Source organism: Aurantiacibacter suaedae (genome assembly GCF_005434915.1).
Taxonomy (GTDB): Bacteria; Pseudomonadota; Alphaproteobacteria; order Sphingomonadales; family Sphingomonadaceae; genus Alteraurantiacibacter; species Alteraurantiacibacter suaedae.
In genome coordinates this window covers 816990-842241 of record NZ_SKCG01000001.1, presented here as the reverse complement: position 1 = coordinate 842241, position 25252 = coordinate 816990, and the positions used below count along the sequence as shown (strand labels likewise).

The 25252-nt window shown below is 63.5% G+C and carries 22 protein-coding genes; 11 read left to right on the top strand and 11 right to left on the bottom strand.

The window, feature by feature from the left end:
- Positions 1-18: 18 nt before the first annotated feature.
- The 5 genes from E0473_RS03945 to rlmN form a co-directional block, all read right to left on the bottom strand.
- On the bottom strand, positions 19-2076 hold the full coding sequence (locus tag E0473_RS03945) for an NAD(+) synthase (RefSeq protein ID WP_137680046.1): 2058 nt from the start codon (positions 2074-2076) through the stop codon (positions 19-21).
- A 328-nt stretch (positions 2077-2404) separates the two neighbouring features.
- Complete coding sequence (locus E0473_RS03940) at positions 2405-2851, bottom strand: glycine zipper 2TM domain-containing protein (RefSeq protein ID WP_137679525.1); 447 nt, start codon at positions 2849-2851, stop codon at positions 2405-2407.
- 147 nt (positions 2852-2998) lie between these two features.
- Positions 2999-4201, bottom strand: a complete 1203-nt coding sequence (locus tag E0473_RS03935; protein WP_137679524.1) for an amidohydrolase family protein — start codon at positions 4199-4201, stop codon at positions 2999-3001.
- 56 nt (positions 4202-4257) lie between these two features.
- Positions 4258-4905 (bottom strand): MOSC domain-containing protein, encoded by a 648-nt coding sequence (locus tag E0473_RS03930; protein ID WP_137679523.1) that lies wholly within the window; start codon positions 4903-4905, stop codon positions 4258-4260.
- On the bottom strand, positions 4902-6170 hold the full coding sequence (gene rlmN / locus E0473_RS03925; RefSeq protein WP_137679522.1) for a dual-specificity RNA methyltransferase RlmN: 1269 nt from the start codon (positions 6168-6170) through the stop codon (positions 4902-4904). Before rlmN ends, E0473_RS03930 begins: the two co-directional genes overlap by 4 nt.
- A gap of 362 nt (positions 6171-6532) precedes the next feature.
- On the opposite strand from rlmN, the gene E0473_RS03920 reads away from it, so the two are divergent.
- On the top strand, positions 6533-7195 hold the full coding sequence (locus E0473_RS03920) for an outer membrane protein (RefSeq protein ID WP_137679521.1): 663 nt from the start codon (positions 6533-6535) through the stop codon (positions 7193-7195).
- Positions 7196-7256: 61 nt separating this feature from the next.
- On the opposite strand, the gene E0473_RS03915 is transcribed toward E0473_RS03920, so the two are convergent.
- The gene (locus tag E0473_RS03915; RefSeq protein WP_137679520.1) at positions 7257-7739 is read right to left on the bottom strand and encodes an invasion associated locus B family protein; all 483 of its coding nucleotides are present in this window, start codon (positions 7737-7739) and stop codon (positions 7257-7259) included.
- A 236-nt stretch (positions 7740-7975) separates the two neighbouring features.
- Here E0473_RS03915 and E0473_RS03910 point away from each other — a divergent pair, with 236 nt between their 5' ends.
- A complete protein-coding gene (locus E0473_RS03910) occupies positions 7976-9160 on the top strand; it encodes a DUF3734 domain-containing protein (protein WP_137679519.1) in 1185 nt (394 codons plus the stop codon).
- Here the strand turns inward: E0473_RS03910 and E0473_RS03905 are convergent.
- Genes E0473_RS03905 through E0473_RS03895 form a run of 3 tightly spaced genes read right to left on the bottom strand, consistent with a single transcriptional unit; the run spans position 9157 to position 10036 of the window.
- Positions 9157-9360: a hypothetical protein gene (locus E0473_RS03905; RefSeq protein ID WP_137679518.1), complete on the bottom strand. Its 204-nt coding sequence runs from the start codon at positions 9358-9360 to the stop codon at positions 9157-9159. The genes E0473_RS03910 and E0473_RS03905 overlap by 4 nt on opposite strands.
- Positions 9360-9542: a DUF4169 family protein gene (locus E0473_RS03900; RefSeq protein WP_137679517.1), complete on the bottom strand. Its 183-nt coding sequence runs from the start codon at positions 9540-9542 to the stop codon at positions 9360-9362. The genes E0473_RS03905 and E0473_RS03900 overlap by 1 nt, the downstream gene beginning before the upstream one ends.
- Entirely contained in the window at positions 9542-10036 is a 495-nt protein-coding gene (locus tag E0473_RS03895; RefSeq protein WP_137679516.1) for a GreA/GreB family elongation factor, read from the bottom strand. The genes E0473_RS03900 and E0473_RS03895 overlap by 1 nt, the downstream gene beginning before the upstream one ends.
- A 102-nt stretch (positions 10037-10138) precedes the next feature.
- On the opposite strand from E0473_RS03895, the gene E0473_RS03890 reads away from it, so the two are divergent.
- Entirely contained in the window at positions 10139-10915 is a 777-nt protein-coding gene (locus E0473_RS03890) for an EAL domain-containing protein (RefSeq protein WP_137679515.1), read from the top strand.
- Here E0473_RS03890 and E0473_RS03885 read toward each other — a convergent pair.
- On the bottom strand, positions 10912-12870 hold the full coding sequence (locus E0473_RS03885; RefSeq protein WP_137679514.1) for a lytic transglycosylase domain-containing protein: 1959 nt from the start codon (positions 12868-12870) through the stop codon (positions 10912-10914). The genes E0473_RS03890 and E0473_RS03885 overlap by 4 nt on opposite strands.
- 109 nt (positions 12871-12979) lie before the next feature.
- Between E0473_RS03885 and dapA the strand changes: the two genes are divergently transcribed.
- Entirely contained in the window at positions 12980-13861 is an 882-nt protein-coding gene (dapA, locus tag E0473_RS03880) for a 4-hydroxy-tetrahydrodipicolinate synthase (protein ID WP_137679513.1), read from the top strand.
- Between the two features lie 10 nt (positions 13862-13871).
- On the opposite strand, the gene E0473_RS03875 is transcribed toward dapA, so the two are convergent.
- The gene (locus tag E0473_RS03875; protein WP_241657318.1) at positions 13872-15743 is read right to left on the bottom strand and encodes an alpha/beta hydrolase family protein; all 1872 of its coding nucleotides are present in this window, start codon (positions 15741-15743) and stop codon (positions 13872-13874) included.
- Between the two features lie 246 nt (positions 15744-15989).
- Between E0473_RS03875 and smpB the strand changes: the two genes are divergently transcribed.
- The 7 genes from smpB to E0473_RS03840 all read left to right on the top strand — a co-directional run bounded on the left by smpB (position 15990) and on the right by E0473_RS03840 (position 25199).
- Positions 15990-16472 (top strand): SsrA-binding protein SmpB, encoded by a 483-nt coding sequence (gene smpB / locus E0473_RS03870; RefSeq protein ID WP_137679511.1) that lies wholly within the window; start codon positions 15990-15992, stop codon positions 16470-16472.
- A gap of 189 nt (positions 16473-16661) precedes the next feature.
- Positions 16662-17186, top strand: coding sequence for a DUF2062 domain-containing protein (locus E0473_RS03865; protein ID WP_137680045.1), 525 nt, complete (start codon positions 16662-16664; stop codon positions 17184-17186).
- Positions 17187-17299: 113 nt separating this feature from the next.
- Entirely contained in the window at positions 17300-19645 is a 2346-nt protein-coding gene (locus E0473_RS03860; RefSeq protein WP_137680044.1) for a hybrid sensor histidine kinase/response regulator, read from the top strand.
- Between the two features lie 81 nt (positions 19646-19726).
- Positions 19727-21208, top strand: coding sequence for a DUF4139 domain-containing protein (locus tag E0473_RS03855; protein ID WP_137679510.1), 1482 nt, complete (start codon positions 19727-19729; stop codon positions 21206-21208).
- A 152-nt stretch (positions 21209-21360) separates the two neighbouring features.
- Positions 21361-22971: a DUF4139 domain-containing protein gene (locus E0473_RS03850; protein ID WP_137679509.1), complete on the top strand. Its 1611-nt coding sequence runs from the start codon at positions 21361-21363 to the stop codon at positions 22969-22971.
- A 136-nt stretch (positions 22972-23107) separates the two neighbouring features.
- Positions 23108-24175 carry a recombinase RecA gene (gene recA, locus E0473_RS03845; RefSeq protein ID WP_137679508.1) on the top strand — a complete coding sequence of 356 codons (1068 nt, stop codon included), beginning with the start codon at positions 23108-23110 and terminating at the stop codon, positions 24173-24175.
- 202 nt (positions 24176-24377) lie between these two features.
- Positions 24378-25199, top strand: coding sequence for a class I SAM-dependent methyltransferase (locus E0473_RS03840; RefSeq protein WP_241657316.1), 822 nt, complete (start codon positions 24378-24380; stop codon positions 25197-25199).
- Positions 25200-25252 lie beyond the last annotated feature (53 nt).

Sequence of the window (25252 nt, the reverse complement as noted above, 5' to 3'; positions counted from 1 at the left end):
GGGCAAAGTCAACCGAGGTCAGGTCTCCGGCACATTCGCCTTAAGCTCGGCCTTCCACAGGTCGGCCACGGCATCGCTCGGCGCGCGCCAGTCGCCGCGCGGGCTGAGCGCGCCGCCGGCGCTCACCTTCGGGCCGTTGGGAATGGCGCTGCGCTTGAACTGGCTGAAGCCGAAGAAGCGGGCGAGGAACTTGTCGAGCCACCCGGTGATCCTGGCTAGGTCGTATTCGTTCTTCTTGCCTTCGGGGAAGGCGTGCGGCCACAGGCCCGCGTTGCGATCGCGCCAGGCGTGCCAGGCGAGAAATGCGACATGGCTAGGTTTCTGTCCGTAACGCACCACGTGGTGAAGGAAGAAGTCGTTGAGTTCATACGGGCCGATCACGGACTCGGTGCTCTGGATTTTCTCGTCCTCGCCTGCCGGAACCAGCTCGGGGCTGATCTCGGTGGAAAGGATCGCTTCGAGCACCTCGTCGGTCTGCGGGTCGAACTGGTCGGTTCGGGTGGCCCAGCGAATGAGGTACTGGATCAGTGTCTTTGGCACGCCCGCGTTTACTGCATAGTGGCTCATCTGGTCGCCCACGCCGTAGGTACACCAGCCCAGCGCCAGCTCGCTAAGATCGCCGGTGCCGATCACGAAGCCGCCATGATGCCCTGCAAGGCGGAACAGATAGTCGGTGCGCAGGCCCGCTTGCACGTTTTCGAAGGTCACATCGTAAACCGGCTCGCCGTTCGCATAGGGGTGGCCCATATCCTTCAGCATCAGCTCGGCGGCGGGACGGATGTCGATCTCTTCGGCGGTGATGCCGAGCGCGCGCATGAGTTTCCACGCGTTATCCTTCGTGCCATCAGAGGTGCCGAAGCCGGGCATGGTGTAGCCGCGAATGGTGGTGCGCGGCAGGCCGAGCCGGTCGCAGGCCTTGGCCGCCACCACCAGCGCGTGCGTCGAATCGAGCCCGCCGGAAATGCCCATCACCATACTTTTGGCATGGGTCGACTGGAACCGGCGCATCAGCGCGTCGACCTGAATGTTGAAGGCCTCGTAACAGTCCTCGTCGAGCCGGTGCTGGCGATCGGGCACGAAGGGGAAGCGGCGGATCGGCCGGATCAGGCCAATATCGCCCGGCGCGGGGGCATGGTCGAAGGCGACGGTGCGAAAGCTGTCTTCGGGGCGTCCTTCGGCTTCGGCGCAGTCGTTGAAGGTGCCCATGCGCATCCGGTCGTCGAGAATGCGGCGGGTGTCGATATCGGTAATGCACAGCTCAGGCTGAAGATCGAAGCGCACGCTTTCCACCAGTAGGTCGCCCAGCTCGTAGATCATGCCCTGGCCGTCCCAGGCGAGGTCGGTGGTGCTTTCGCCGTGCCCGCTGGCCGAATAGGCATAGGCGCAGACCGAGCGCGCGGAGCTGGCACGGCACAACAGATGCCGCTCTTCAGACTTGCCGATGACGATGTTCGAAGCCGAAAGGTTGAGCACGATGGTCGCCCCGGCGAGCGCGGCGAGGGTGCCGGGCTGGGTGGGGGCCCAGAAATCCTCGCAGATCTCGATCCCGAAGGTGAAACCGGGCAGGTCTTGCGCGGCAAACAGCAGGTCGACCCCGAACGGTACTTCGGCGCCGTCGATCGCGATCCACAGGTCGCGGCAGTCGCGCCCGTGGGCGAACCAGCGCTTCTCATAAAACTCGCGGTAATTGGGCAGATAGCTCTTGGGTACCGCGCCGAGCACCTCGCCATGGGCGATCACCACCGCGCAGTTGTAAATCCGGCCATTGCGGCGCAGCGGCGCGCCAATCACCAGCACCGGGGTCAGCTCCGCGCTGGCCTTGCGGATCGTTTCGATCTCGTGCTCGACCGCTTCGAGCAACGCTTCCTGCATCACCAGGTCGTCTAGCGCATAGGACGAGAGGCTGAGCTCGGGATAGAGCAGCAGATCGACATGCGCATCGTGCGCCCGCTTGGCCTCGTCGAGAATGCCCTCGCGGTTGAACGTGACATCGGCGGTGCGCACGCAGGGGGTACTGGTGGCGACACGCACAAAGCCGTGGGTGTGCATGTCGTAGAAAGGGTGCGTGTCGCTCATCGGGGTCTTCTCGGATCGGGGGAGGGCGGGTTCGAGGAAATCGGAAGGCTCACAGATGCCTAGTTCGGCGAGACGCTTTTGCGTGGCTGCGCGCGGGATCTTGCCCTGCGCCTCCCAGCCATAGACGGTGCGGCTGGCCCATGGCTCGCCATAGCGCGTGCCGAATTCGCCCGCGCTGAGCGGCGGATCGTGCGCCTCGCGAAAGGCGCGGATTTTCTGGCCGGCGCGGTGCATGCGGATTTAGGTATCCGGAAAGGATACTCAGTGCAACAGAAAGGGCGCCGCACCTTGCGATGCGACGCCCTCCTTGGGGACTTCGATAAACCGTTTAGCGGCAGCGCGCCTCGCCGCGGTCGATCTCGCGGCCTAGCAGGCCGCCCAGCACACCGCCGACCAGTGTGCCGACCGTGCGGTCGCCACGCGTATCGATGGTGCGACCGAGCAGTGCGCCACCGGCAGCGCCGACGATCAGGCCGGTCGTGCCGTTGCCACGCTCGCAGTAATAGCGGCCGTCGCGGCCCTGCCACACGCGGTCATCGCGGCTCACGCGGCGCGGTTCGCGATAGCGGCCACGGTCGTCGTAGTAACGGCGATCATCGCGATAGCGGCGGTCATCGCGGCGATCGTAGCGGACGTCATAGCGGTCGTGGTTACGGTCATAGCTGTGGGCAGGTGCCCAACGCGGCGGATCGGCCGCGGCCGGTGCGGCGGGAATAGTCAGGGCCGCAGCAGCCGTAGCCATGGCGGCGAGGGGGGTAAGCAAGGTCTTTTTCATGGCTCGATCCTTTCGTCGGTCCAGCGTTGTGCTGGCTCGACGATCAATCTCGTTCAGTGTTCCCCAACCGGAGATGAACGGATCGTTGGGATGCGCATTCAGGGCCGAAATGTTTTCAGCTTGAGACAGAATGCGTCACAGCCAGTGTCAGGCCGCCTCGCGATCATTCCCGACATTGAGCCGTGCGCGCACAGTCGCCTTGCCGAGGTCGAGCCCGTAGAGCTTGGCCGCATTGCCGCCGACGATTTTCGCCACCTGCGACGGATCCATATGGCCCATGGTGCGCTCGATGGTCGGCACCGAATTGGGCCAGATGCTGTCGGGGTGCGGATAGTCGCTCGCCCACAACAGGTTGTCCGGGCCCCAGAAATCGGTCAGCGCCATGGTCGTGGGGCTTTGCTGGAAGGTGCCATAGATCTGCCGCTTGAAGATTTCGGACGGCTTCATCTTGTGCGGAATGCCGCCCTTGTCGTCCCAGTAATCTGCACATTCCCATAGACGGTGGTGGCGATAGTCGAGCTCTTCCACCACCCAAGGCACCCAGCCGGCACCGCATTCGGCGATCACCAGTTTCACACCCGGATGCCGCTCCAGCAGACCCCATGCGAACAGGTCGACGAAGGGATCGAGAAACTGCTCGATGAACATCTTGGCGTGCAGAAAAGTCGCGCCGGGCGAGCCTTTGTACTTGTCGAAAGCGTCCCCCGCCTTGGGGAACACGGTGACGTGGAACGACAGCACGATCCCGCTTTCTTCAAGCAGGCGGAACACCGGCTCCCACCGCTTGTCTTCGAGGCGCGGCTCGCACACGGCGATCTGCAGATTGGCCTGACGGCAGCCGCCCCTTTTCGCCAGTCGCTCCAGCTCGGCATGGGCCATTTCGGGCTGCGGCGGCAGCATCGCGACCCCGATCAGGCGGTCAGGCGCTTCGGCGCAATAGTCCTCGTAAAGCCAGTCGTTGTAGGCGGCATAGGCTTCGGCGGTGAACTCCGGGTCTTCCGACTTGATTGAAGTAACCGGGCCATAGACGACATGCGCCCAGACATGATCGCGGTCCATATCGGCAAGGCGCAGCTTGGGGTGGCCAGCGCGCAGTTCGGTAAGGTCTTCCACGCCGCCGCGATCATAGGCTGTCAGCAGCGGCTTTGGCCCTTTCATTTCGACTTTCTTGCCCGACCAGAAGCCCCAACGGTTCCCGTCAGCGATCCAGCTGGCGGGGCCATCGTCGGGAATGTTCACTCGCGGCGCGCGCTCGCCCCACTTCGCCGACATCCGGTCGGCCAGCACATTGGCGGGCAGCATATTGAGGTCGAGATGGTCGTCGCAGCTGACGAGGGCGGTTTCAAGCATGGGGCTGCCTCTCTCCTGGCAATAGTTAGATTACCAACAATCTTACAGGATCAGTGCTAGGCGTCCAGCCGCGCCATGATCTTGCCGCGCAATTTGTCGGCCAGCGGGGGGAGCTGTGCGATTTCGCGCAGGAGGTCGGGATCGGTCGGCTCGCTGGTTCCCCACAACGCTTCGAACAGCCGCGCCATGGTCCAGCCGGGCAGGCCTTCCTGCTCAAGCTCCAGAGTATCGCCCGCCTGCGCGGTGCCTTCCTCGATGACACGATAGAACCAGCCACAGCGCCCGCTGGCGAGGATGGCTTTGACCATGCCACTGGTGCCGAAGCGGTGCTCGATCTTCCAGCAGGGCTGGCGCGGCTGGCACGCCTCGATCAACGCGCTGCCGAGCCGATAGCGGCTGCCCAGCAGCACATCGCCTTCGCAGATTCCGCGGACAGCGAGATTGGAACCAAAGGCCCCCGGATTATCGAGCCGCTCATGGTCGCCGATCTCGTCGCGCCAAAAGGCGTGGTGATCGCGCGGATAAAGGTGGACGGCCATATCCGGCCCGCCATGATGAACCGGATCGGCCTGTTCGTCACCCGCCAGACCAACTCTCGTGATCGCCACCGGGCCATCTATCACCAGCTTGGCAATGGCGCTGAGGCTATTTCCGCGAAAGCTCTGCTTGCGACCGGCGCACAGTGCCTCGACCGACCAGCTCATGCCTCGCTGGCTGCCTCGCTCGCCGCTTCGCGGTCGCGTTCAGCGCGGCTCTTCTTCTGCGCGGCGGTCTTGAGCTGGCCGCAGGCAGCGTCGATATCGCGCCCGCGCGGGGTACGCACGGGGGCCGAAATGCCGCCTTCGAACACGATGTTCGAGAACGACCGAATGCGCTCTGGCGTCGAACAATCGTAGGCCGCGCCGGGCCACGGGTTGAACGGGATCAGGTTTACCTTGGCCGGCAGCCTGTAAGCCTTCAGCAGTCGCACCAGTTCGCGCGCGTCTTCGTCGCTGTCGTTCTTGTCCTTCAGCATCACATACTCAAAGGTGATGCGGCGCGCGTTCGAGGCACCGGGATAGTCGGCACAGGCTTGCAGCAGCTCCTCAAGGCCATATTTCTTGTTGATCGGCACGATCTCGTCGCGCACGTCCTTGGTGACCGCGTGCAGCGAAACCGCGAGGTTGACCCCGATCTCCTCGCCGCAGCGCGCCATCATCGGCACCACGCCGCTGGTCGAGAGCGTGATCCGCCGCTTGGAGAGGGCAAGGCCATCGCCGTCCATCACCAGCGTAAGCGCCTGCTTCACATGGTCGAAATTGTAGAGCGGCTCGCCCATGCCCATCATCACGATGTTGGTGAGCAGCCGTCCATCGGCGGTATATTCGGCCGCGGTCTCTTCCTCTTCTAGGCCTGCCATGGTGGCGAGACGCGTATCGTTCGCGCCCTTCGGCCATTCGCCCAGCGCATCGCGCGCAAGCATCACCTGCCCCACAATCTCGCCCGGCGTCAGGTTGCGCACCAGCCGCATCGTGCCGGTGTGGCAGAAGCGGCAGTTGAGCGTGCATCCCACCTGCGAGGAAACGCACAGCGTGCCCCGGTCGGCGTCGGGGATGAACACCATCTCGAATTCGTGGCCATCGTCGGTTTGCAGCAGCCATTTGCGGGTACCGTCGGAACTTACCTGTGCCTCGACCACGTTGGGGCGGCCGATTACGAACCGCTCGGCCAGCCAAGGGCGCATGGTCTTGGCGATGTCGGTCATCGCCTCGAACTCGGTCACGCCGCGATGATAGAGCCAGTGGAACACCTGCTTGGCGCGCAACTTGGCCTGCTTGGCATCGAGCCCCGCCTCGGCAAACAGCTCGGCGATGCGCTTTTTCGGCAGGCCGATAAGGTCGACGCGGCCATCGGGGCGCGGCGTGATGTCGCGCGCCACGGGAACGGGATCGATTGCACCGGCAATCGGCATGAGATCGGTGTTTGACATGAGGCCTCGCCATATAGTCGCGCGGGGCCGGTATGGGAAGAAGCATGGTCCTTCGCGGCGTATTCACACGCTCCCATGGCCAGCCGTGCCGGATTGGCGACAAGCGGCGGATCCCGCCAGAATGCGCGCCAAACCGGAAGAAACCTGCGTCCGGAAGAGGTCTTAGCGCGCGGTAATAGCAATTCAGGCGAGAGGTTCCGGCTGTTTGTCGCACACAAATCTCGGCTTGGCGCACGTAGGTGTGGCTTTTTTGCAACGAAATTTTCGTTGTGTGAGGTTAATGGAACGGAGAAGCCTCAATACCCATTTCAGCAATCCATGCACATGCTTCATGTGTGATGATTACCAAATGGAGTAAGATAATGAATACCCAACGCGCACTTCTTATCGCTGGCCTTTCGAGCGTTGCGCTCGCGACGCCCGCCATGGCGCAGGACAATTCGACCTTCACCGGTCCGCGCATTGAAGGGATCGTCGGTTACGACAGCACCCGTCCGGGTTCGAGCACCGATATCGACAATGTCGACGACATCGATCAGTCGATTGACGACGTCGCCTATGGCGTCGGCATCGGTTACGACTTCGCCATGGGCGGTGCCGTGCTCGGCGTCGAGGGTGAGTACATCGAATCCGAGGCGAAGACCGACTACGACACGACCAACTTCGATAATTTTGGCGTCTCCAACATTGAGGCCGGACGTGACCTCTATGTCGGTGTGCGCGCCGGTGTGCTCGCTACGCCGAGCACGCTTGTCTACGCCAAGGGTGGTTACACCAATGCCCGCATGAACGTGCTGGCAAGCGACAACACCACCGATATCGACACTGACGTTAATCTCGACGGCTGGCGCGTGGGTGGCGGCGTCGAGCAGGCTTTCGGCGAGAACTTCTTCGGCAAGCTCGAGTATCGCTACTCGAACTACGAAAAGGGCGAATTCGAAGCCCCGAGCGGCCTCGAGAGCGACCGTTTCGACGTCGACCTCGACCGTCACCAGGTGATGCTGGGTGTAGGCTACCGCTTCTAATCGCTTGCGATAGACTAGTCTGAATTGGGGCCGGGGGAGCGATCCTCCGGCCTTTTTTCTGTCACCGACCCGTGCAGCCCAGACCGGCGGCGTCGATCGCGCTGGAGACCCCGGTGAGATCGTAAGAATTGGTGAAGCGGCGCCCATCCGCGCCGCGTGTTGTCAGAACCATCGTGGCGGCTGAGCGCATGGCGGAGACAATGGCGGCATCGTCCTCGGGGTTTTCCGCCCAAGCGTTGTTGGCACTGCCTGTGAGGGTGAAGCTGTCGCGCCCGACGCGCAATGTCACGCGCGCGTCCTCGCCTATCTCGCGGCTCGTGCGGAAGTGGATCTGGCTGCGAACCCGCTTGCTCGGCCAGTTGGAGACGGCGGCGAAGGCGGCAAAGTCGCTCTCGCCGCTGGTGCGCGTGGGCACAGCTACCGCATAGCAGCGTGGTTCCTGATCGTCGCGAAATGCACCCCACTGGCCATATATCCCGAGGCTATCGCGCGCTGCGAGAGGAGTGGCGAGGGCAAGCAAGACAAGGGAGCACAGGCGCAGCATGGCGCCTCTTTATCCCGAGCCCTGCCACAAGTTCAAACCGCATCGGAACCGAGCCTGTCGATACCAGCGGTTCTGTTCATCAAGCGAGAGCGTGCAATGAGGGGCGGATATCGCAAATCTGTCCGCGAGTTGTTTCAGTACGCTCATCCTTGTGCCGAAGAGGAAAAGGCCGAGGACTGACCGCTTAGTGGCGGCCTGATGTTGCGGTGCAGCATCAGGCCGCCCATATATCGGCGATGACCAAGCCACTTGAAAGCAGTTCGTCCCCTCCGCAGGTCCTCGTTTTGCAGGGCGGCGGCGCTCTTGGCGCCTATCAGGCGGGTGTGTTCGAGAGCCTGCATGCCGAGGGACACCATCCCGATTGGGTTGCCGGCATTTCCATCGGTGCGATCAATTCTGCGATCATCGCCGGGAACAAGCCGGATGAGGTGGTCGGCAAGCTGCGCGCATTCTGGGATCTGGTCAGCTCCGAACTCACGGCAATCGCGCCTGCCGACGCTGGCCCGGCGCGGCGCTGGTTCAACGAGGTCTCCGCCGCGCTCGTGGCTGCTGTCGGGGCACCGGGCTTCTTCCGTCCGCGCCTGCCCGGCTTTGTCGAGCCCACGGCGCTGCTGGAGGACAGCAGCATCTATGACACCTCGCCCCTCCGGCGCACCCTCACCGAACTGGTCGACTTCGACATGCTCAACGACGGGCCGACCCGGATCAGCGTCGGCGCGGTCAACGTGCTCTCGGGCAACCTTACCTGGTTCGACAATCGCCAGTGCCGCATCGGGCCGGAGCACATCATGGCCTCAGGCGCGCTGCCGCCGGGTTTTCCTCCTGTCGAGGTCGATGGGCAACCCTATTGGGATGGCGGGCTCGTTTCCAACACGCCGCTGCAATTCGTGATCGATGAGGAGGAGGGGGCCGACATGACGATCTATCAAGTCGACCTGTTCCACACCCGCGGCGCGATCCCTACGGACCTGTCCGACGTGAGCCAGCGCGAAAAGGACATCCGCTATTCCAGCCGCACGCGGCTCAACACCGACCTCTTGCAGCAGATCAAGCAGCTGCGTCTGGCCGCCAACCGGCTGGCGAAGAAGCTGCCCGACGAGTGGGCGCAAGACCCGGATCTGTGCGAGCTGATCAGCCATCCTGAACCGGGTGCTGTCTCGATCATGCACCTCATCAACCGGCGCGAACTCTACGAGACGTTTTCGAAGGATTACGAATTCTCGCGCGCCACGGTGAACGAGCACTGGCGCACCGGGGCCGAAGATGCGCGCCTCTCGCTTGCCCACCCCTGCTGGACCGGGCGCGACCGCAAGCGGCAGGGCATGATCACCTACGATCTGCGCAATCCCGACGGGCCACGTGAGCGCGATGCCATGGGCACCGAAATCGCCAATGCCCGCAAGGGAATGCCGACGCCTTAGCTCTCGACGAGATCGAGGTAGGCGACCACGTCATTGTCGGTGGCGAGGAACAGTCCAGCCTGCACGTGCTCGGGTTGCTGCGACGCCATCGCCATGGCCTCGGCGAAAGTACCGTACATCAGCGTTTCAGCAGCGCCGCCTTCTGCCTCGTGATCAAGGTGGTAAAGCCGCACCGTCGCTTCGGAATAGGTCGAGCGCATCAGTCGTCCTTCTCCAGCTTTGCCCCGTCGAGCAGCCGCTCGGCACGGTCGCTTTCTTGCTGGCGGAGCGCCTTTTCGGACTTGGTCTGGCCGAATTTCGCGCGGTTGGCCTCGGCCTCGCGCGTCTTGTCTGCGCGCTGCTTTGCCTTGCGGACGCTGCGCAGGTTGATCACCTCGGCCATCAGTCGCGTCCCTCGGGGTAGGAGATTGCGATCACCTCCCACTCTTTCTCGCCGCCGGGCAGGCGCACGGTCTTGAGGTCGCCCACCGTAGCGCCGCGCAGCGCGCGGGCGATCGGGGTGGACCAGCCGACCAGCCCGCTGCCTGCGTCTTGCTCCTTGTCGCCAACGATGGTCAGCGTGCGTTCTTCGTCATCTTCGTCGGCAATCGTGACCTTGGCACCGAAGAACACGCGGCTTTTGTCGGGCTGCTGGGCCGGGTCGATCACGCGGGCATGTTTCATCACCTTGGCGAGATACGCCAGCTCGCGGTCGATCTCGCGCATCCGTTTGCGGCCATAGAGATAGTCGCCGTTCTCGCTGCGGTCGCCGTTGCCCGCCGCCCAGCTGACGATTTCGACGATCTCGGGCCGCTCGCTGCCGAGCAGGTGATCGTAGCGCGCTTTGAGCGCGGAAAGGCCTGCCGGCGTGATGGGGCTGGTCTTGTCGGGCGTCACGGCAAGCGCCTCCTTTTCTGAAGATAGTGGGATTTTTCAGCCATTATATATGCTTAGAAAATTGGGTCGAGTTTCTTAAGTTTTGTCAAGCAAACCGAGAAGATGGATTCTGTTTCGCCTCGCAAGTGTTCCGGTTGCAAGAACGGTGCGGCCTTTCCTCACGTTCTGCGGACTGCGTTTCAACCGATTTACGATCTGAGAGACGGCTCGGTCTTCGCCTACGAAGCCCTGGTGCGTGGAGAACATGGGCAGGGTGCGGCCGAGGTACTGGGCTGGGTCGATGATGAAAACCTCTATGCGTTCGATCAGGCCTGCCGGGTTGAAGCGATCAGGCAGGCGGTGGCAGCCGGACTGCTTGATACCAAAGCCCGGCTGTCGATTAATTTTATGCCCAACGCGGTCTATTCGCCGATGGCATGTATCCAGCTTACTTTGAAGACCGCGCGAGAGGTGGGCCTTGCAGAAGACCGGTTGATCTTCGAACTCACCGAGAACGAGCGCGTCGATACCGCGCACGTGCGCGAGATTGTTGCGGCCTACCGCTCGCTTGGTTTCGCCACCGCTATCGACGATTTTGGTGCAGGCTATGCCGGCCTCAACCTGCTGGCCAACTTGCAGACCGATCTGGTGAAGATCGACATGGAACTCGTGCGCGGGATCGATAGCAGCGAGCCGCGCCGGCAGATCGTTTACGCCATCGTGCGCCTTTGCGCCGAGATGGGGCGTCAGATCATTGCCGAGGGGATCGAGACTCCGGGCGAGCTGGAAGCACTTCAGGCGATGGGTGTCCACCTTGTGCAGGGGTACTATCTGGCGCGGCCGGCGCTGGGGAGCCTCGCCCCAGCGCTGTCGATGCAACCGGCAAGGCTCGCGGTCTAGCGCAGGAAATCGCTGACCGCGCGCGGGCGCATATAGCTCGCCTGGTCGGGATAAAGCTGCTCGTAAACCACTGCATTTTCAAGCACACGCTGGACGTAGTTCTTGGTTTCGTAGAACTCGATCTTCTCGATCCATTCGAGCCAATCGACCGCGCCGGTGCGCGGATCGCCGTTGCTGCGCAGCCACTTATTCACGTTGCCCGGCCCGGCGTTGTAGGCGGCAATCGCCAGCGGATAGCTGCCATCGTAATAGCGGATCAGCCGCTCGATATGGTTCGAACCAAGCTGGATCGAATACTGCGGGTCGGAGATCAGCCGGTCGGCGGAGAAGGGCACCCCGGCAAAGCGGGCTTCCTCTTGCGCCGTGGCAGGCATGAACTGCATCAGGCCGCGGGCCCCTGCATGGCTGATCGCGTTCTCTGCGAACTGGCTTTCCTGCCGGGCGAGCGCGTGGACCATCGTCCAGTTGACGCCCCCCGGGGTCTGCACGCGCGGATAGCCGATGCGTGTGAAGCCCGAATAGCCATCGGCCTGCGCGGCCTCGCCAAGGATCACGGCCAGATCGCGACGACCGATGTCGCGGGCAAGATCGGCAACCAGAACATGATCTTCGAGCGTCTCGGCCTGATCGGCGATCGCGCGATAGAAGCGGATGCCGGTCGCCCATGGCGCATCGCGCGCCACTTCCGCCACCGCCTGGGTCAACGGCTGGGCGTTGAAGCGTGCGCGTGCCTCGGGTGAGGGCGCGGCATCTGGCGTTCCGGCAAGCGAAGGGATCGGGCGGCCCATCCGTTCGAGCGCGAGTTGACCATAGAAGCGGTCGGGGTAAGCCGCCGCCATATCGTAGTAGCGCGTCGCCTCGGCGCTGTTGCCCGCGCGGCGCATGGCTTCTCCCGCCCAGAAGAAGCCCTTGGAGCGTGTCTGCGGCGTGCGCGCGGCGGCGCCATAATTGTAGAACAGCGGAGCGGCGGAGGTGCCGTCGCCCATGCGCCATAGCGCGTTGGTGCCGCCAGCCCACATCAGCGAGGTAAAGTCGTCGCGCAAACGATATTCGCCTTGCGAGATATCTGTGCCCGGCGCGAAGGCTTCCAGCGCGCGGGTGGCAATCCGCACCGTGTCGCTCGACGAAGCGGCACGGCCGAGCGCGAGAAGCTCGGTGATCCAGGCCGTCTGGTCGAGTGGAAGGTGCGAGAGCGCAGGGCCGTTCGCAACCATGGCGATAGCCTCGCCGGTCCGGCCTTCCTGCCGCAGTTCACGGCTGCGGTTGAAAAGATAGCCCGGATCGCTGAACGCGCCGGGCGCGTCGGTATAGCCGTCGCCGCCTTGCAGAATCGCGAGGCGGGCGGCGAACACGCGCCGCTTCGACGGGGCCACGCGGTCAAGCTGGCGTTGGGCGGCATCCATCTCGCGCTGCCACAGCAGGGCGTTCATGCGCGTATCCTGATCGTCCTGCGTGAAGTACTGGCCGTTCATCGCCACCAGTGCCGCTTCGGCAGTCGGGCTCATCTCGCCGCCGCGCCATGCTTCGCGCGCGAGCATCTGCGATCGGGCAGGATCGCTTCCCATCAAGGCCAGCGCATAGTGCGCCTTGGCGAAGTTGGTAACCGGCGGATAGGCCGCAAAATATTCGAGCAGCGCCGCTTCGGTCACAAACTCGCCGCGCAGTCGCTTCTCGGCGCGCTCGCGCAGCGTTTCCTCGTCCGGGAAGCCGGGGTTGGCGAGCAGGAACGAGGAATATTCGGCAAAGGGCAAATTGGCCTGGCGGTCGGCATAAAGCGCTTCCCAGCGGCTGATCTGCGCAGCGATTCGCCCCGGTTGCGAGGCGATCAGTGACGCGCGCGCGTTATCCCAGTCGGCAGCCCCTTGCGGCTGCCCCTGCGCCATTGCCATTGCGGGCCACGAAATCGCCAGCGGGGCGATCAACGAATAGATGGAATGTCGAACCATGCTGGACATTGTACCGGCCCTCTCCTTATCAGGCCCTGAATGAGCCGCTCCGGACCTTGGTTCCGGATACCGGTCTCGATGATAACGAATTTGTGCAAGTGCGAGGAGCCAACCCATAATGTTTTCCGGATCAATTCCAGCCCTTGCCACGCCATTTGTCGACAACCGCGTCGATGAAGAGGCCTATCGCCGCTTTATCGAGTGGCAGATCGAGAACGGCTCTTCGGCGCTGGTTCCCTGCGGCACCACCGGCGAAAGCGCCACGCTCGACAACGATGAGCATCACCGCGTGATCTCGATCTGTGCGGAAGTGGCCAACAAGCGCGTGCCCGTGATTGCCGGAGCGGGCTCGAACGACACGCAGACCGCGCTGTGGCACATTAAGGAAGCCCAGCTGGCCGGGGCCGACGCGCTCCTGCTGGTCGCCCCTTATTACAACCGGCCCGGCCAGAAGGGTCTGCTCGCGCATTTCTCCTATCTGGCCGAGCGCGCCGATCTGCCGATCGTGCTTTATAACGTGCCGGGCCGCACCGTGACCGATATCCTGCCCGAGACGGTGATCGAACTGCACCGTCGTTTCCCCGGCAAAATCGTGGCGCTGAAGGATGCCAGCGGCGACCTCACCCGTGTGGTAACGCAGCGCATGGGCGCAGGGCCGGACTTCTGCCAGCTTTCGGGCGACGATCCGCTGATGCTCGCAGGCTATGCGCTTGGGCAGGTGGGCTGCATCTCGGTGACGGCCAATGTCGCGCCGAAGCTGTGCGCCGATTTCCACGCGGCGGCAGCGGAAGGCGACTATGCCACTGCGCGCGAGCTGAACGAGCGGCTCTATCCGCTGCACCGGGCGATGTTCGCCGATGCTTCGCCGTCGCCGGTGAAATATGCGTTGAGCAAGCTGTTCGACTGGTTCGCGCCCGAAACCCGCCTGCCGATCGCGCCGATCTCGGACGAGGCCAGGGCGGCGGTCGATGCGGCGCTGGATGGGGCGGGGATTGCCTGATCCGCAGGCCCTAGTCCGCCGGATTGTGCTCCTCCACAAAGGCCACGGCTTCTTGTAGCATTTGCTGCCTTGTGGCGGCGAGCGAGAGCCAGTGGTCTTCGCCCTCCAGTTCGACCAGCTTATAAGGCTTGCCTTGGTCCTTCAAGGCGTCGGCCATCTTGGCACTCTGCTCGAAATTAACGACCGTATCGTCGCGTCCGTGGATCAGCAGGATGGGCGCATCGGCTTGGGCTGCGAATTTGCGTGGTGAAATGTCGTTCCACCCGCTCGAATCGCCGAGTTCCTCGCGCAGAGAGCGCGAGAAAAGGCGGTTGCGGCCCGATTCGCGGCTTTCGGTGCGGTACATAAGGCCAATATCGCCGATGCCCGCCACCGAGACGGCACAGCGATAAAGACCTTGCTGCAAGGTCACGCCGGCAAGCGCGGCATAGCCGCCATAGCTGGCGCCGACGATGCAGGCGCGTGCCGGATCGACCGTGCCCCGCTGCGCCAAGGCGGCAAAGGCGTCGGAAATGTCGCTCTGCATTTTGCGGCCCCATTCGCCGTATCCTGCGCGCTCGAAATCCTCTCCGCGGCCGGTGGAGCCGCGGAAGTTGGGCTGGATTACCGCATAGCCGCGTGAGGCAAAGGCCTGCGCCCACCAATCGAAGCCTTCCTCGTCATGCGCGTGGGGGCCCCCGTGGGGCAGCACAACTACGGGCAGGTTCGTCGCTTCGCGCCCAGGCGGCAGGGTCACCACGGCATCCATATCGAGACCGTCTTGCGCGGTGTATTCCAATGTCGAAACCGGGCCGACCTGGTGAGGCGCGATGGAAGGACGGTCATAACCCAAGGGCGAAGCGCTGCGGTTTGCGACATCGACGAGGAACCAGGTGCCGCTGTCTGCGGTGCCTTGCGTGTGCACGATCACGTCCAGAAAATCGGGCGTCCACTCCATGATGGTGGGGTTTTTATCGGGGAAGGCGCGCCGCACCATCTGCGCGCGACGTTGCAGTTCGGCATCGAACATTACCGGTTCTGCCCCTTCCTCATCGGCGAGGTAGCCCACCAACTGGCCGTTATCGCGGTTCCAGTAGAGGCGGTCTATCGCGACATCCGGGAGGAAGGGCTGCGGCTCTCCGCCTGCCAGCGGCACTTCAAACCACTGCTTGTAACCAGTCTCCTGATCCTGCTCGGAATAGATAAGGCTCCCGCCATCAGCGCCGAGGCCGATAAGACCGGCATCGCCTTCGCGGTCCTGTCCTTCGGCCAGCTTTTGACCCGCACTGTTTGTGATGGTCCAGTTCCCGCTGAACGTGGAAAGGTCGAATTCGGCAGCGATCTGTCCTGTGCCATCGACCAGCCAGTTACGCCTTAGTCCCTCCGGTGGGGCATGGGCCACCCGCTCCTGCTCTCCGGTGGCGAAGTTGTAACTATAGAGATAGGGGCGACCGTGATTGAATTGGTAGCCGCCGTTACCGCGGCGCTCGTATTCGATTGCGCCAAAATATCCCACCCAGCCATCGGCGCTCTCACGCACGCCATAGTTGCCGAAGACCGCATTCATCATTCTGGAGGTATTCCCGAACACCACAGAAGCGGCAGCCTCATTCTCGATTGGAAAGAAGAGTTCCTGCGATATTTCGTACTTGTCCGCAGTGAAGCCCATTACGTTCACCGTCTGGCTGCGCGTGATGAGCAGCGCTTCATCGCCGACAAATCTGAAGCCGCGAAACTTCATTTCGTCGATCCCGATGCTGCGGACGTGCTTCAGCTCTGAATCCAGAATTGCAACCTGCCGCCGTCCGTGAAGCGTGGCCAGAATTGCAATATGATCGCCCGAATGGGACAAGGCCATGTCCTCGACATCGGGCAAATTGCCGTAGGCTTCGACTGGCGGCATCTCCTGAGCCAGGGCTGATTGGGCGTAAAAAGCTGCCAACGAAAGCGCGGCGAAAAGCCGAGCCCGCCGAACGACTGCCATGCTCATTGCGAAAGACCCCCCAACGTTCGCGTTCGCCCAAAAGTTGCGCTATTCCTTTGTGCAATACAAGTACGATCATTCTCTGAGAAAGGTCTCTCAAACCTTTTCTGGCACCGCGCGAACACTTTGCAAAAGCGCCTCGCCCACCCTACATGCCACCACCTTATGGCGCGCCCCAAACCCACAGCATTCGACAAGCTCAAGATCGTCGCGGAAAACCGCAAGGCGAAGTTCAACTATCATATTGAGGATGTCTATGAGGCAGGCCTCGTGCTGACGGGCACCGAGGTGAAGTCGCTGCGCCAGGGCGAGGGCAATATCGCCGAAAGCTACGCCGAAGTGAAAGATGGCGAGGTCTGGCTGATCAATTCGAACATTCCCGAGTTCAGCCACGGCAACCGCTTCAATCACACGCCCAAGCGGCCGCGCAAACTGCTGCTGTCGGGCCGCGAGATCGAGAAGATGTTCGGCGCGGTCGAGCGCAAGGGCATGACGCTTGTGCCACTCAGCGTCTACTTCAACTCGCGCGGCCGGGCCAAGGTCGAGCTGGCGCTGGCCAAGGGCAAGCAGACGCATGACAAACGCGCGGCGATCAAGGACCGCGACTGGCAGCGCGACAAGGCGCGCCTGATGCGGGAGAAGGGGTGATGCGTGTGAACTTTCCACGAGGCGGGGCAGCTTCGTAAGATTCGCGATATGCTGTTAAGCGCTGGTTTTTCTCTTCCCGTCTAATGATCACTTTCGCAGGCACAACAAAGGTGTAAGAGCGCCCCCACAATGACTCATGACAAGCGCGACAAACGGGCAAAAAGCGGCTGGCGTTCGCTGCTGCCTGCCATGCCGCAGCGTGAGGAAATGGCGCGCAACCGCTGGCTGGCACCGATTGCCCATCGGTTCCTTCATTCCGAATTGTGGAGCTTCACGCGTCGGTCGGTGCCGCGCGGTGTCGCTCTGGGCCTGTTTGCTGCCTTCATCGTGCCGATCGGGCAGATTTTTCTCGCTGCCTTCCTGGCGCTTCCCGCCCGGGCCAACTTGCCGGTGGCTGCGCTGATTACTTTCGTCACCAATCCTTTCACCGTGCCGTTCTGGCTGGTGGTTGCCAACAAGGTCGGGCGTTTCGTGCTAAAGGTCGATGCGGCGACGTTCAATGCCGCCAACCCCAGCCTCTCGGCCGGCGGCTTCTGGGACAAGTTCGGCTGGTTTCTCGAAACCGCGGGCGTGACCGCCTTCGGGTTCGTGGTGTTGTCGATCGTGAGCGCGGCGCTTGGCTATCTGATCGGCGGCCTGGTCTGGCGCCTTGTGGTGGCGCGCAAGTGGAACCGGCGACCGGCGCGGACAAAGCTGCTACATCCTGCCGAGTGAAGCACGCCCTGAAGATACCCCATGAGACCAGCCGCACGCGGCCAGTGATAGAGCTGGCCGCGCTTGTGCTCGCGCTCGTCGCCAGCGGAGCGCTGATCTATTGGCTGAGCGGAATGCCGCTGGTGGCGTTGGGCTTTGCCTGCGGGCTCGCTGCTATGATGATGGCCGCCGCCATGGCTGTGCGCGGGCAAAGGCCGGCTGCAGATGTGCAGGAGGCGCTGCCTGACTGGTCTGTCACGCTGGCAGCTATCGAGAGCACGGGTCATGCGGCGCAGGGCAAGGCGAGGGCCGCCATTGCCATTACCGATCGGGCCAACCGGCTCGTCTGCGCTAATCCGGCGTTCGAAGAGGCGTTCGGCAGCCTTCATGCCCCACCACGCATGGCCCTGGATGCGGGCGGCAGCGATAGGCTGTCGACGATGGTGCGCGAGGCCTGGCGCGAAGGCGAAGCGGCGACGTGCGAGGTGGCTGGCGACGGGCATCACTGGCGAGTGCACACACGCCGGGCCGGGCGGGCCGACGAGTACATGATCTGGTCGTTCACACCGATCGAAGAGGTCGACATGCTCGCCGATATGGCCATGTGGCTGCGCGGGCCGTTCGGCGCGATGTTCGGCGATGCCGGTTTGTGCCTGGCACTGGTGGGGCCGGAAGGAACGATCCTTGCGGCCAACAGCGAACTGGCGGCGCGGGCCTGCGGTGACGGCTCGGCAACGCTCGCCGGGCAGGAGTTCGCCGAGCTGTTGCGCAGCGACGACCGCGACCGCATCCACTTTACTCGCGAGGGGCGCAAGGGTTCGCCGCAGACCTTGTGGCAAGTTCCGCTCGCGCCGCCCGAGGCCGAACCTGCGTCGCTGATGCTGCTGGTCGATGCCGGGATGGGGCTGGGCGGAACGGCGGGCGATGCCAAGGGGCAGGCCGGACAGTTGGAAGCGCTGCTCGAACAGCTGCCGCTGGGGCTCGCAATGACCGACCGCGACGGGCGGTTCCTGTTCGCCAACCCCGCCTTCCGCCGCGCCGCCGGTCTGGAAGCGCACAGCTTGCCGCCTTACCCTTCCGACCTAGTGATTGCCCGCGACAAGACCGCGATGAGCGATGCCGTGCGCCGCTATGCACAAGGCCCCGCGTCAAGCGGCGACATCGCCGTGCGTCTCTCGGTAGAGCCTGACGAACCGGCAAGCCTTGGCCTTGCGGGTGTACGCGGAATGGGCGAGGCGGCGGTGCTGCTCAGCCTTGCCGACACCACCGAGGAAACGCGCCTGCGCCGCCAGGTCGCCCAGGCGACCAAGATGCAGGCGGTGGGTCAGCTCGCAGGCGGTGTCGCGCACGATTTCAACAACGTGCTGACCGCGATCATCGGCTATTGCGACCTCATGCTGCTGCGTCACACACCTGGCGACAGCGACTATGACGATATCCAGCAGATCAAGGCCAACTCGAACCGTGCCGCGAGCCTGACCCGCCAGCTGCTCGCCTTCTCGCGCCAACAGACCTTGCAGTCCGAAGTGCTTCAGTTGCCCGACGTGATGAGCGAGGTGACGCAGATGCTCAAACGGCTGCTTGGCGCGAAGATCACGCTCGACGTGCGGCACGACCGCAACCTTGGCGCGGTGCGTGCCGATCCGCGCCAACTCGAACAGGTCATCATAAACCTCGCGGTTAACGCGCGTGACGCGATCCAGACAAGCGGCGGGGGCGAGGGCGCAAGCGGCATTCTCACCTTCACCACGAGGCGGGTAGAGGCGCGCGATATCCGGCGCATGGGATCGGATATCATCCCGGCGGGTGAATATACCGCGCTGATCTGCGAAGATACCGGCGGCGGGATCGCGCCTGCGATTATCGGCAAGATCTTCGAACCGTTCTTCACCACCAAGGATCTGGGCAAGGGCACCGGGCTTGGCCTGTCGACGGTCTATGGCATCGTCAAGCAGTCGGGCGGGTTCATCTTCGCCAGCAACGTGCAGGGTATCACTGGCAGGCCTGCCGGTGCTCGCTTCACGATATACCTGCCCGTTCACGAGGCGAGCGAGGAAGAGCTGAAGAAGACCGAAGCGGTCGAGGAAGCGCGCAACTGGGCAGGCGGCGGGCGCATCCTGCTGGTCGAGGACGAAGACATGGTGCGCGCCGTGGCCGAACGCGCGCTGACGCGGCAGGGTTACGAGGTGATCACCGCCAGCGACGGCGACGAAGGCTTCGAACTTGTGCGCGGCGGGGAGCAGTTCGACCTCGTCGTTTCCGACGTGGTGATGCCGGTGATGGATGGCCCGGCCATGGCGCTCGCGATTCGCGAAGTGGCGCCCGATCTGCCGATCCTGTTCATGTCGGGCTATGCCGAAGCTCAACTGCGCGACCAGATCGACATCGTCGCCATGCATTTCATCCCCAAGCCCTTCAGCGTGCAGCAGATTGCCGACAAGGTCGCCGAGGTGCTGACCGCCAGTTCGCGCCGCGACTGAGTTTCGTCTGCGCAGACCGTTCAGCGCGCGCTCAGGCCGTGCTACCCCAATGCAAGCTTTACGAGAGGGAAGATTCGCCAGATGCTCAGCCACGCCCGCACCACGTTTGTCGCCTGCCTGCTCGCCGCGACTGCCGCCAGCGCCTCGGCCCAGAGCGACCCCACCGAGCCAAGCGCGCAGGGCGATCTTGCGGTGACGATCTATAACAACGGCCAGAGCCTGGTGCAGGACGTGCGCCAGCTCGATATCGCGCGCGGCCGCTCGACCGTGACCTTCCCCGATGTCTCGGCGATGATCCGGCCCGAGACACTGAGCTTCAACGCCGCCGACACCACGATCATCGAGCAGAACTTCGACTTCGACCTGCTCACCCCGCAAAAACTGATGGAAAAGGCCGTTGGTCAGGAGGTCACATTGATCCGCACCAATCCCGCTACCGGTGCGGAAACCCGCCAGCGTGCGGAGGTGCTCTCGACCGTGGGCGGGGTGGTGATCCGCGTGAACGGGCAGGTCGAGGTGCTGCGCGACGATGGCCTGCCGGTGCGCGTGATCTTCGACGATCTGCCGCCGAACCTGCGCGCGCGGCCCACGCTGTCGGTGAACCTCGAAAGTTCGCGCGGCGGCACGCGGCCTGCGTCGATACGCTATCTCACCCCCGGCCTCGGCTGGTCGAGCGACTATGTCGCACTGTTCGACGAGGCTAAGGGCACCGTCGATATGCAGGGTTGGGTGACGCTCACCAACACCACTGGAACCACTTTCACCAATGCCGACACATTGCTGGTGGTGGGCGACGTAGGCGGCGGGCGCAATATGCGCCGCTCTGACATGGTGCGCCCCGGCACCCAAAGCGCCGAGCGCGAGCGGCTGGGCGACTTCTACCTCTATCCGATCGAGGGCCGCACCACGATTGCCAACAACCAGACCAAGCAGGTCAGCTTCCTCGACGTGCAGGGTGTTCCGGCTGCCCGCGTCTATTCGGCGGGTGCCGGCTGGCTCGCCACTTGGGACGACTGGCAGAGCGTGTCTAGCGCAATCAGCTTCAATTCCTCGCGCGAAGGCGGGCTGGGGGATGCGCTGCCGGCGGGCACCGTGCGGTTCTACCAGCGCGATGCGAGCGGAAACCCGCAGTTCATCGGCGAAAATTCCATCGGCCACACCCCGATGGGCAGCGTGCTGTCGCTGCGCACCGGCGATGCCTTCGACGTGTTCAGCAAGGTCGAAGTCGAGCGCCGGGACAAGATCACCGCCGCCGACTATGAGCGCTCGGCGCGTTACCGCGTGATCGAGAACGGCGAGGTGACCCGCGAAGTCGAGGTCGACCGCGCGGTCGACTACTATCGCACCACGATGCGCTACAGCTTCACCAATGCCAAGAGCGAGCCAGTCACGGTCGAATTCCGCCAGTCGGGGCTCGATCGCGGTTACTGGGCTAACGACTATCGCGTGGTGTCGGAAGACGTCGAAGGCGAACAGCTCAACGCCGACACTCGCCTCTACCGCGTGACCGTGCCCGCCAATGGCGAGCGCGTGATCCGGGTGACTTACGAGACGAAGTACTAAGGGCGCGGGTGATGGCGGAGCCGACCAAATCCTCCCCGGTACGGGGAGGGGGCGCGCGCGGAGCGCGGTGCAGGGGGACAGGCGACCAGCGTCGCTCTTGCCCCTCCACCATGCTGGGCATGGTCCCCCTCCCCCGGTGGGTGAGGAGCGGTATGACGGCGGCACTTGTCCTGTGCCTTGCCTCCCCGGCAAACGCGCAAGACCGCCCCACCGTCGACGCCTCCGCCCCCACAGAACAAGCCGTCACCATCTACCGCGACCCGAACCGCGCCGCCGGCGACCGGCTCGACCGCGACAACCCGCAAGGCTTCGCGATGATCTCGGAAGTCCGCACGGTCACGCTCCCGCCCGGCGAATCGCGCATCCGCTTCACCGGCGTGGCCGAAGGCATGGTGGCGGTCTCGGCCATCGTCACGGGCCTGCCCGGCGGCAAGATCGAGAAGAACCGCAATGCCGATCTGCTCAGTCCAGCGGCGCTGGTCGACGGGACGCTCGGCAACCGCGTGCGCATCACTCGCACCAACCCCGGCACTGGCGAGCAGGCGAGCGAAAGCGCGATTGTTCGCACCCGCGCCGATGGCGGTCTGGTGCTCCAGACCAGCGAGGGCTTCGAGCCGGTGCGCTGTTCGGGCCTGCCGGAAAGCCTTGCCTTCGATCGCATACCTGCCGGGCTTTCGTCCGAGCCGGTGTTCTCCATCGACACCCGCGATGCCAGCGGCGGCACCTATACGGTGACGCTGTCCTATCTCGCCTGGGGCTTCGACTGGGAGGCGAACTATGTTGCCACGCTGGCCGAAGCGGGCGCGCGCGACAAGGCGCGGCTGCGGTTGGTAAGCTGGCTAACACTGCTCAACGACAACGGCCAGAGCTTCGAGAACGCCGACCTGATGGCCGTGGCGGGCACGATCAATGTCGAGAGCGACTTCGAGGGTCTGGCCGAACCCCCGCGGGCCCGGCCCTTGCGGCTGACCTGTTATCCGATTGGGAGCACCGCTGAGGGTTCGCCCGAGCGAAGAGTCCGTTACGCGCCGCCGTCGTCGCCAGCGGTCCTTCCCTCGCCCGTGATGGCGCGCATGGTTAGCGCCGAGGCAGTCGCCGACGAGGTAATCACCGTCACCGGCTCGAGGCTTGCGACCGAGGAAGACCTTGGCGACCTCAAGCTTTACCGGGTGCCCGAGCAGGTCACCGTTGCGGCCAAAAGCCTCAAGCAGATCGCCTTCCTCGACCGGCCTGAGGTCGAAGGCCGCATTGTCTATCGCGCGGACCAATGCGTGCCTTGGACCCCGTTTCCCAGCCGCGACAATGCTGCCGACTTCACTCCCGCCACGCTGATGCTGATCACGAAGAACGACGAGGAACACGGCCTCGGCGCGGCGCTGCCGCTCGGCAATATGGCACTGTTCGAGCCGTCGCCTGCGGGTGACTTGTTGGTGAACGAACTGAACCTGCGCGACTATGCCGTGGGGCAGGATGTCGAACTGGATATCGGCCAAAGTCCGCAGGTCTTCACTCAGTGCGCGCGGCTTGGCGCGGCAGAGCCCGATTCGTATGGCGAGCGCTGGATGCCGATGCGCGCGCGGGTCACCAATGCCAATCCGCACAGTGTGACCATGCGAATCATGCTCGGGCAGGAGCCAGGGTGGAACTACCGATTTGCGCGCGAGCGTCTCCAGACGAAGAACGGCGTGCGCTATGTCGAGGTGAAGATCCCCGCCAATTCGACCACTGACTTCGACTGGCAGATGCGCTCGACCCTGCGCTGATCCTGCGTTTTGCGGGGCTGAGCAGGAAAAATGTAGGAAATTTTCTGTTCCACTCTTGTTCTCATAGAACAAAGTGCGTACACAGGTCTCGTGGACGAAGGGCATGAGGCCCTAGCGACAGAGCGGAGACCGTGTCATGGCTACCCAATTGAAGCTGGTTGAAGAGGATCGCAAAACCGTGGACCGTCAAAAGGCGCTGGACGCCGCTCTCGCACAGATAGATCGCGCCTTTGGCAAAGGCTCCGCCATGAAGCTGGGCCAGAAGGAAGCCATGCAGGTGGAGGCGATTTCCACCGGCTCGCTTGGCCTCGATATTGCGCTCGGCGTGGGCGGCCTGCCCAAGGGCCGCGTGATCGAGGTTTATGGCCCGGAAAGCTCCGGCAAAACGACGCTTGCGCTGCACGTGATCGCCGAAGCGCAAAAGGCGGGCGGCACGGCGGCCTTCGTCGATGCCGAACATGCGCTCGATCCGGTTTATGCGAAGAAGTTGGGCGTCGATATCGACGAGCTGATCGTCTCGCAGCCCGACACAGGCGAGCAAGCGCTGGAGATCACCGATACGCTGGTGCGCTCGAATGCGATTGACGTGCTGGTGGTCGATTCGGTGGCGGCGCTGGTGCCGCGCGCCGAGATCGAGGGCGAGATGGGCGACAGCCACGTCGGCCTGCAGGCGCGCCTCATGTCGCAGTCGCTGCGCAAGCTGACCGGCTCGATCAACCGTTCGAAGTGCATGGTGATCTTCATCAACCAGCTGCGCATGAAGATCGGCGTGATGTACGGTAACCCCGAGACAACGACCGGCGGTAACGCCTTGAAGTTCTACGCTTCTGTCCGTCTCGACATCCGCCGCACCGGGGCAATCAAAGACCGTGACGAAGTTACTGGCAACGCGACACGCGTGAAAGTGGTGAAGAACAAGGTCGCCCCGCCGTTCAAACAGGTCGAGTTCGACATCATGTATGGCGAGGGCATTTCGAAGATTGGCGAAATCCTCGACCTTGGCGTGAAGGCCGGCGTGGTCGAGAAAGCGGGCTCGTGGTTCAGCTACGACAGCATCCGCATCGGCCAGGGCCGCGAGAACGCCAAGACGTATCTTAAGGAAAATCCCGAAATTTGCGACCAGATCGAAGCTGCGATCCGCAGCCAGACCGATGCGGTCGCCGAGGAGATGATGACGGGGCCGGACGCGGATTCCGACGACTGATCCTCAAGAAGGGCCGGGCAGCGATAAGAGCCGCCCCCCTTGCGAACCGGAGCCGGCGCCTTGGCACTTATTCAGTGTTCGAGCGCCGGCTTCCTCGCATTTGCTGTTCCGCACTTGAGCAATCTTCCTGTTTCGGTGCATGATCCGATCTGGCTTCGCAGTGAGGGTGAGAATGTCGGGGACAAAGCAGGGGCAGGGCATATTGGACAAGATTGCATGGCAGGGCAGCCAAGGCGCTAACTGGGCGGAAAACTGGCGCCGGACCGACCGTAGCTTCGGCATTCTTACCGAAAATTTGCTTTCCCGATTGCGCGCGCTGGAATTCCGCGAGGTTCTCGATGTCGGCTGCGGCGCGGGTGAATTGTCGCTGGCCATCGCGCGCAACCGTCCAGGCGTTCAGGTGCGCGGGCTCGACATTTCGCCGCAGCTTGTCGAAGCGGCGCAGGCCCGCGGCGATCGGTTCACCAACGTAACCTTCGTTTGCGAAGACGCTTCGACCTGGAAGCCTGACGATTCCTTCGCGCTCGATCAGCTTGTTTCGCGGCATGGGGTCATGTTTTTCGACGATCCTGTCGCGGCCTTTTCCAACCTCGCCTCGGTATCCGCGCCTGCGGCCGGGCTGATGTTCTCGTGCTTTCGTGAACCCTCGCTCAATCCGTTCATGTCCGAAGTGGCCCGGCTTCTGCCAGAGCCACCGCAATCGCCAGACCCTCGCGCGCCCGGGCCGTTCGCCTTTGCCGATGCATCTTATGTCGAGCAGATTCTGTCTGCCGCCGGGTGGGCCGACACAACCTTTTCGCCCGTTGATTTTCCGATGATTGTTGGCGCCGGTGAAGACCCGGTGGCCGATGCGCGCGAGTATTTCTGTACCATCGGGCCGGCCGCCAGGGCTCTCGGCCAGCTTGACGAAGAGGAACGCGAAGCCTTCCTGATCAAGCTCGATGCGCTGTGCGGACGCCACTGCCGCGAGGGGATCGTTTCACTGCCCGCAGCGGCTTGGGTGGTCACGGCCCAACGCGGCTAGTGCGCCCCGCTTAGGCAAGTGGAAGCGCTGGGCGCATAACAGCCTGTCCATTC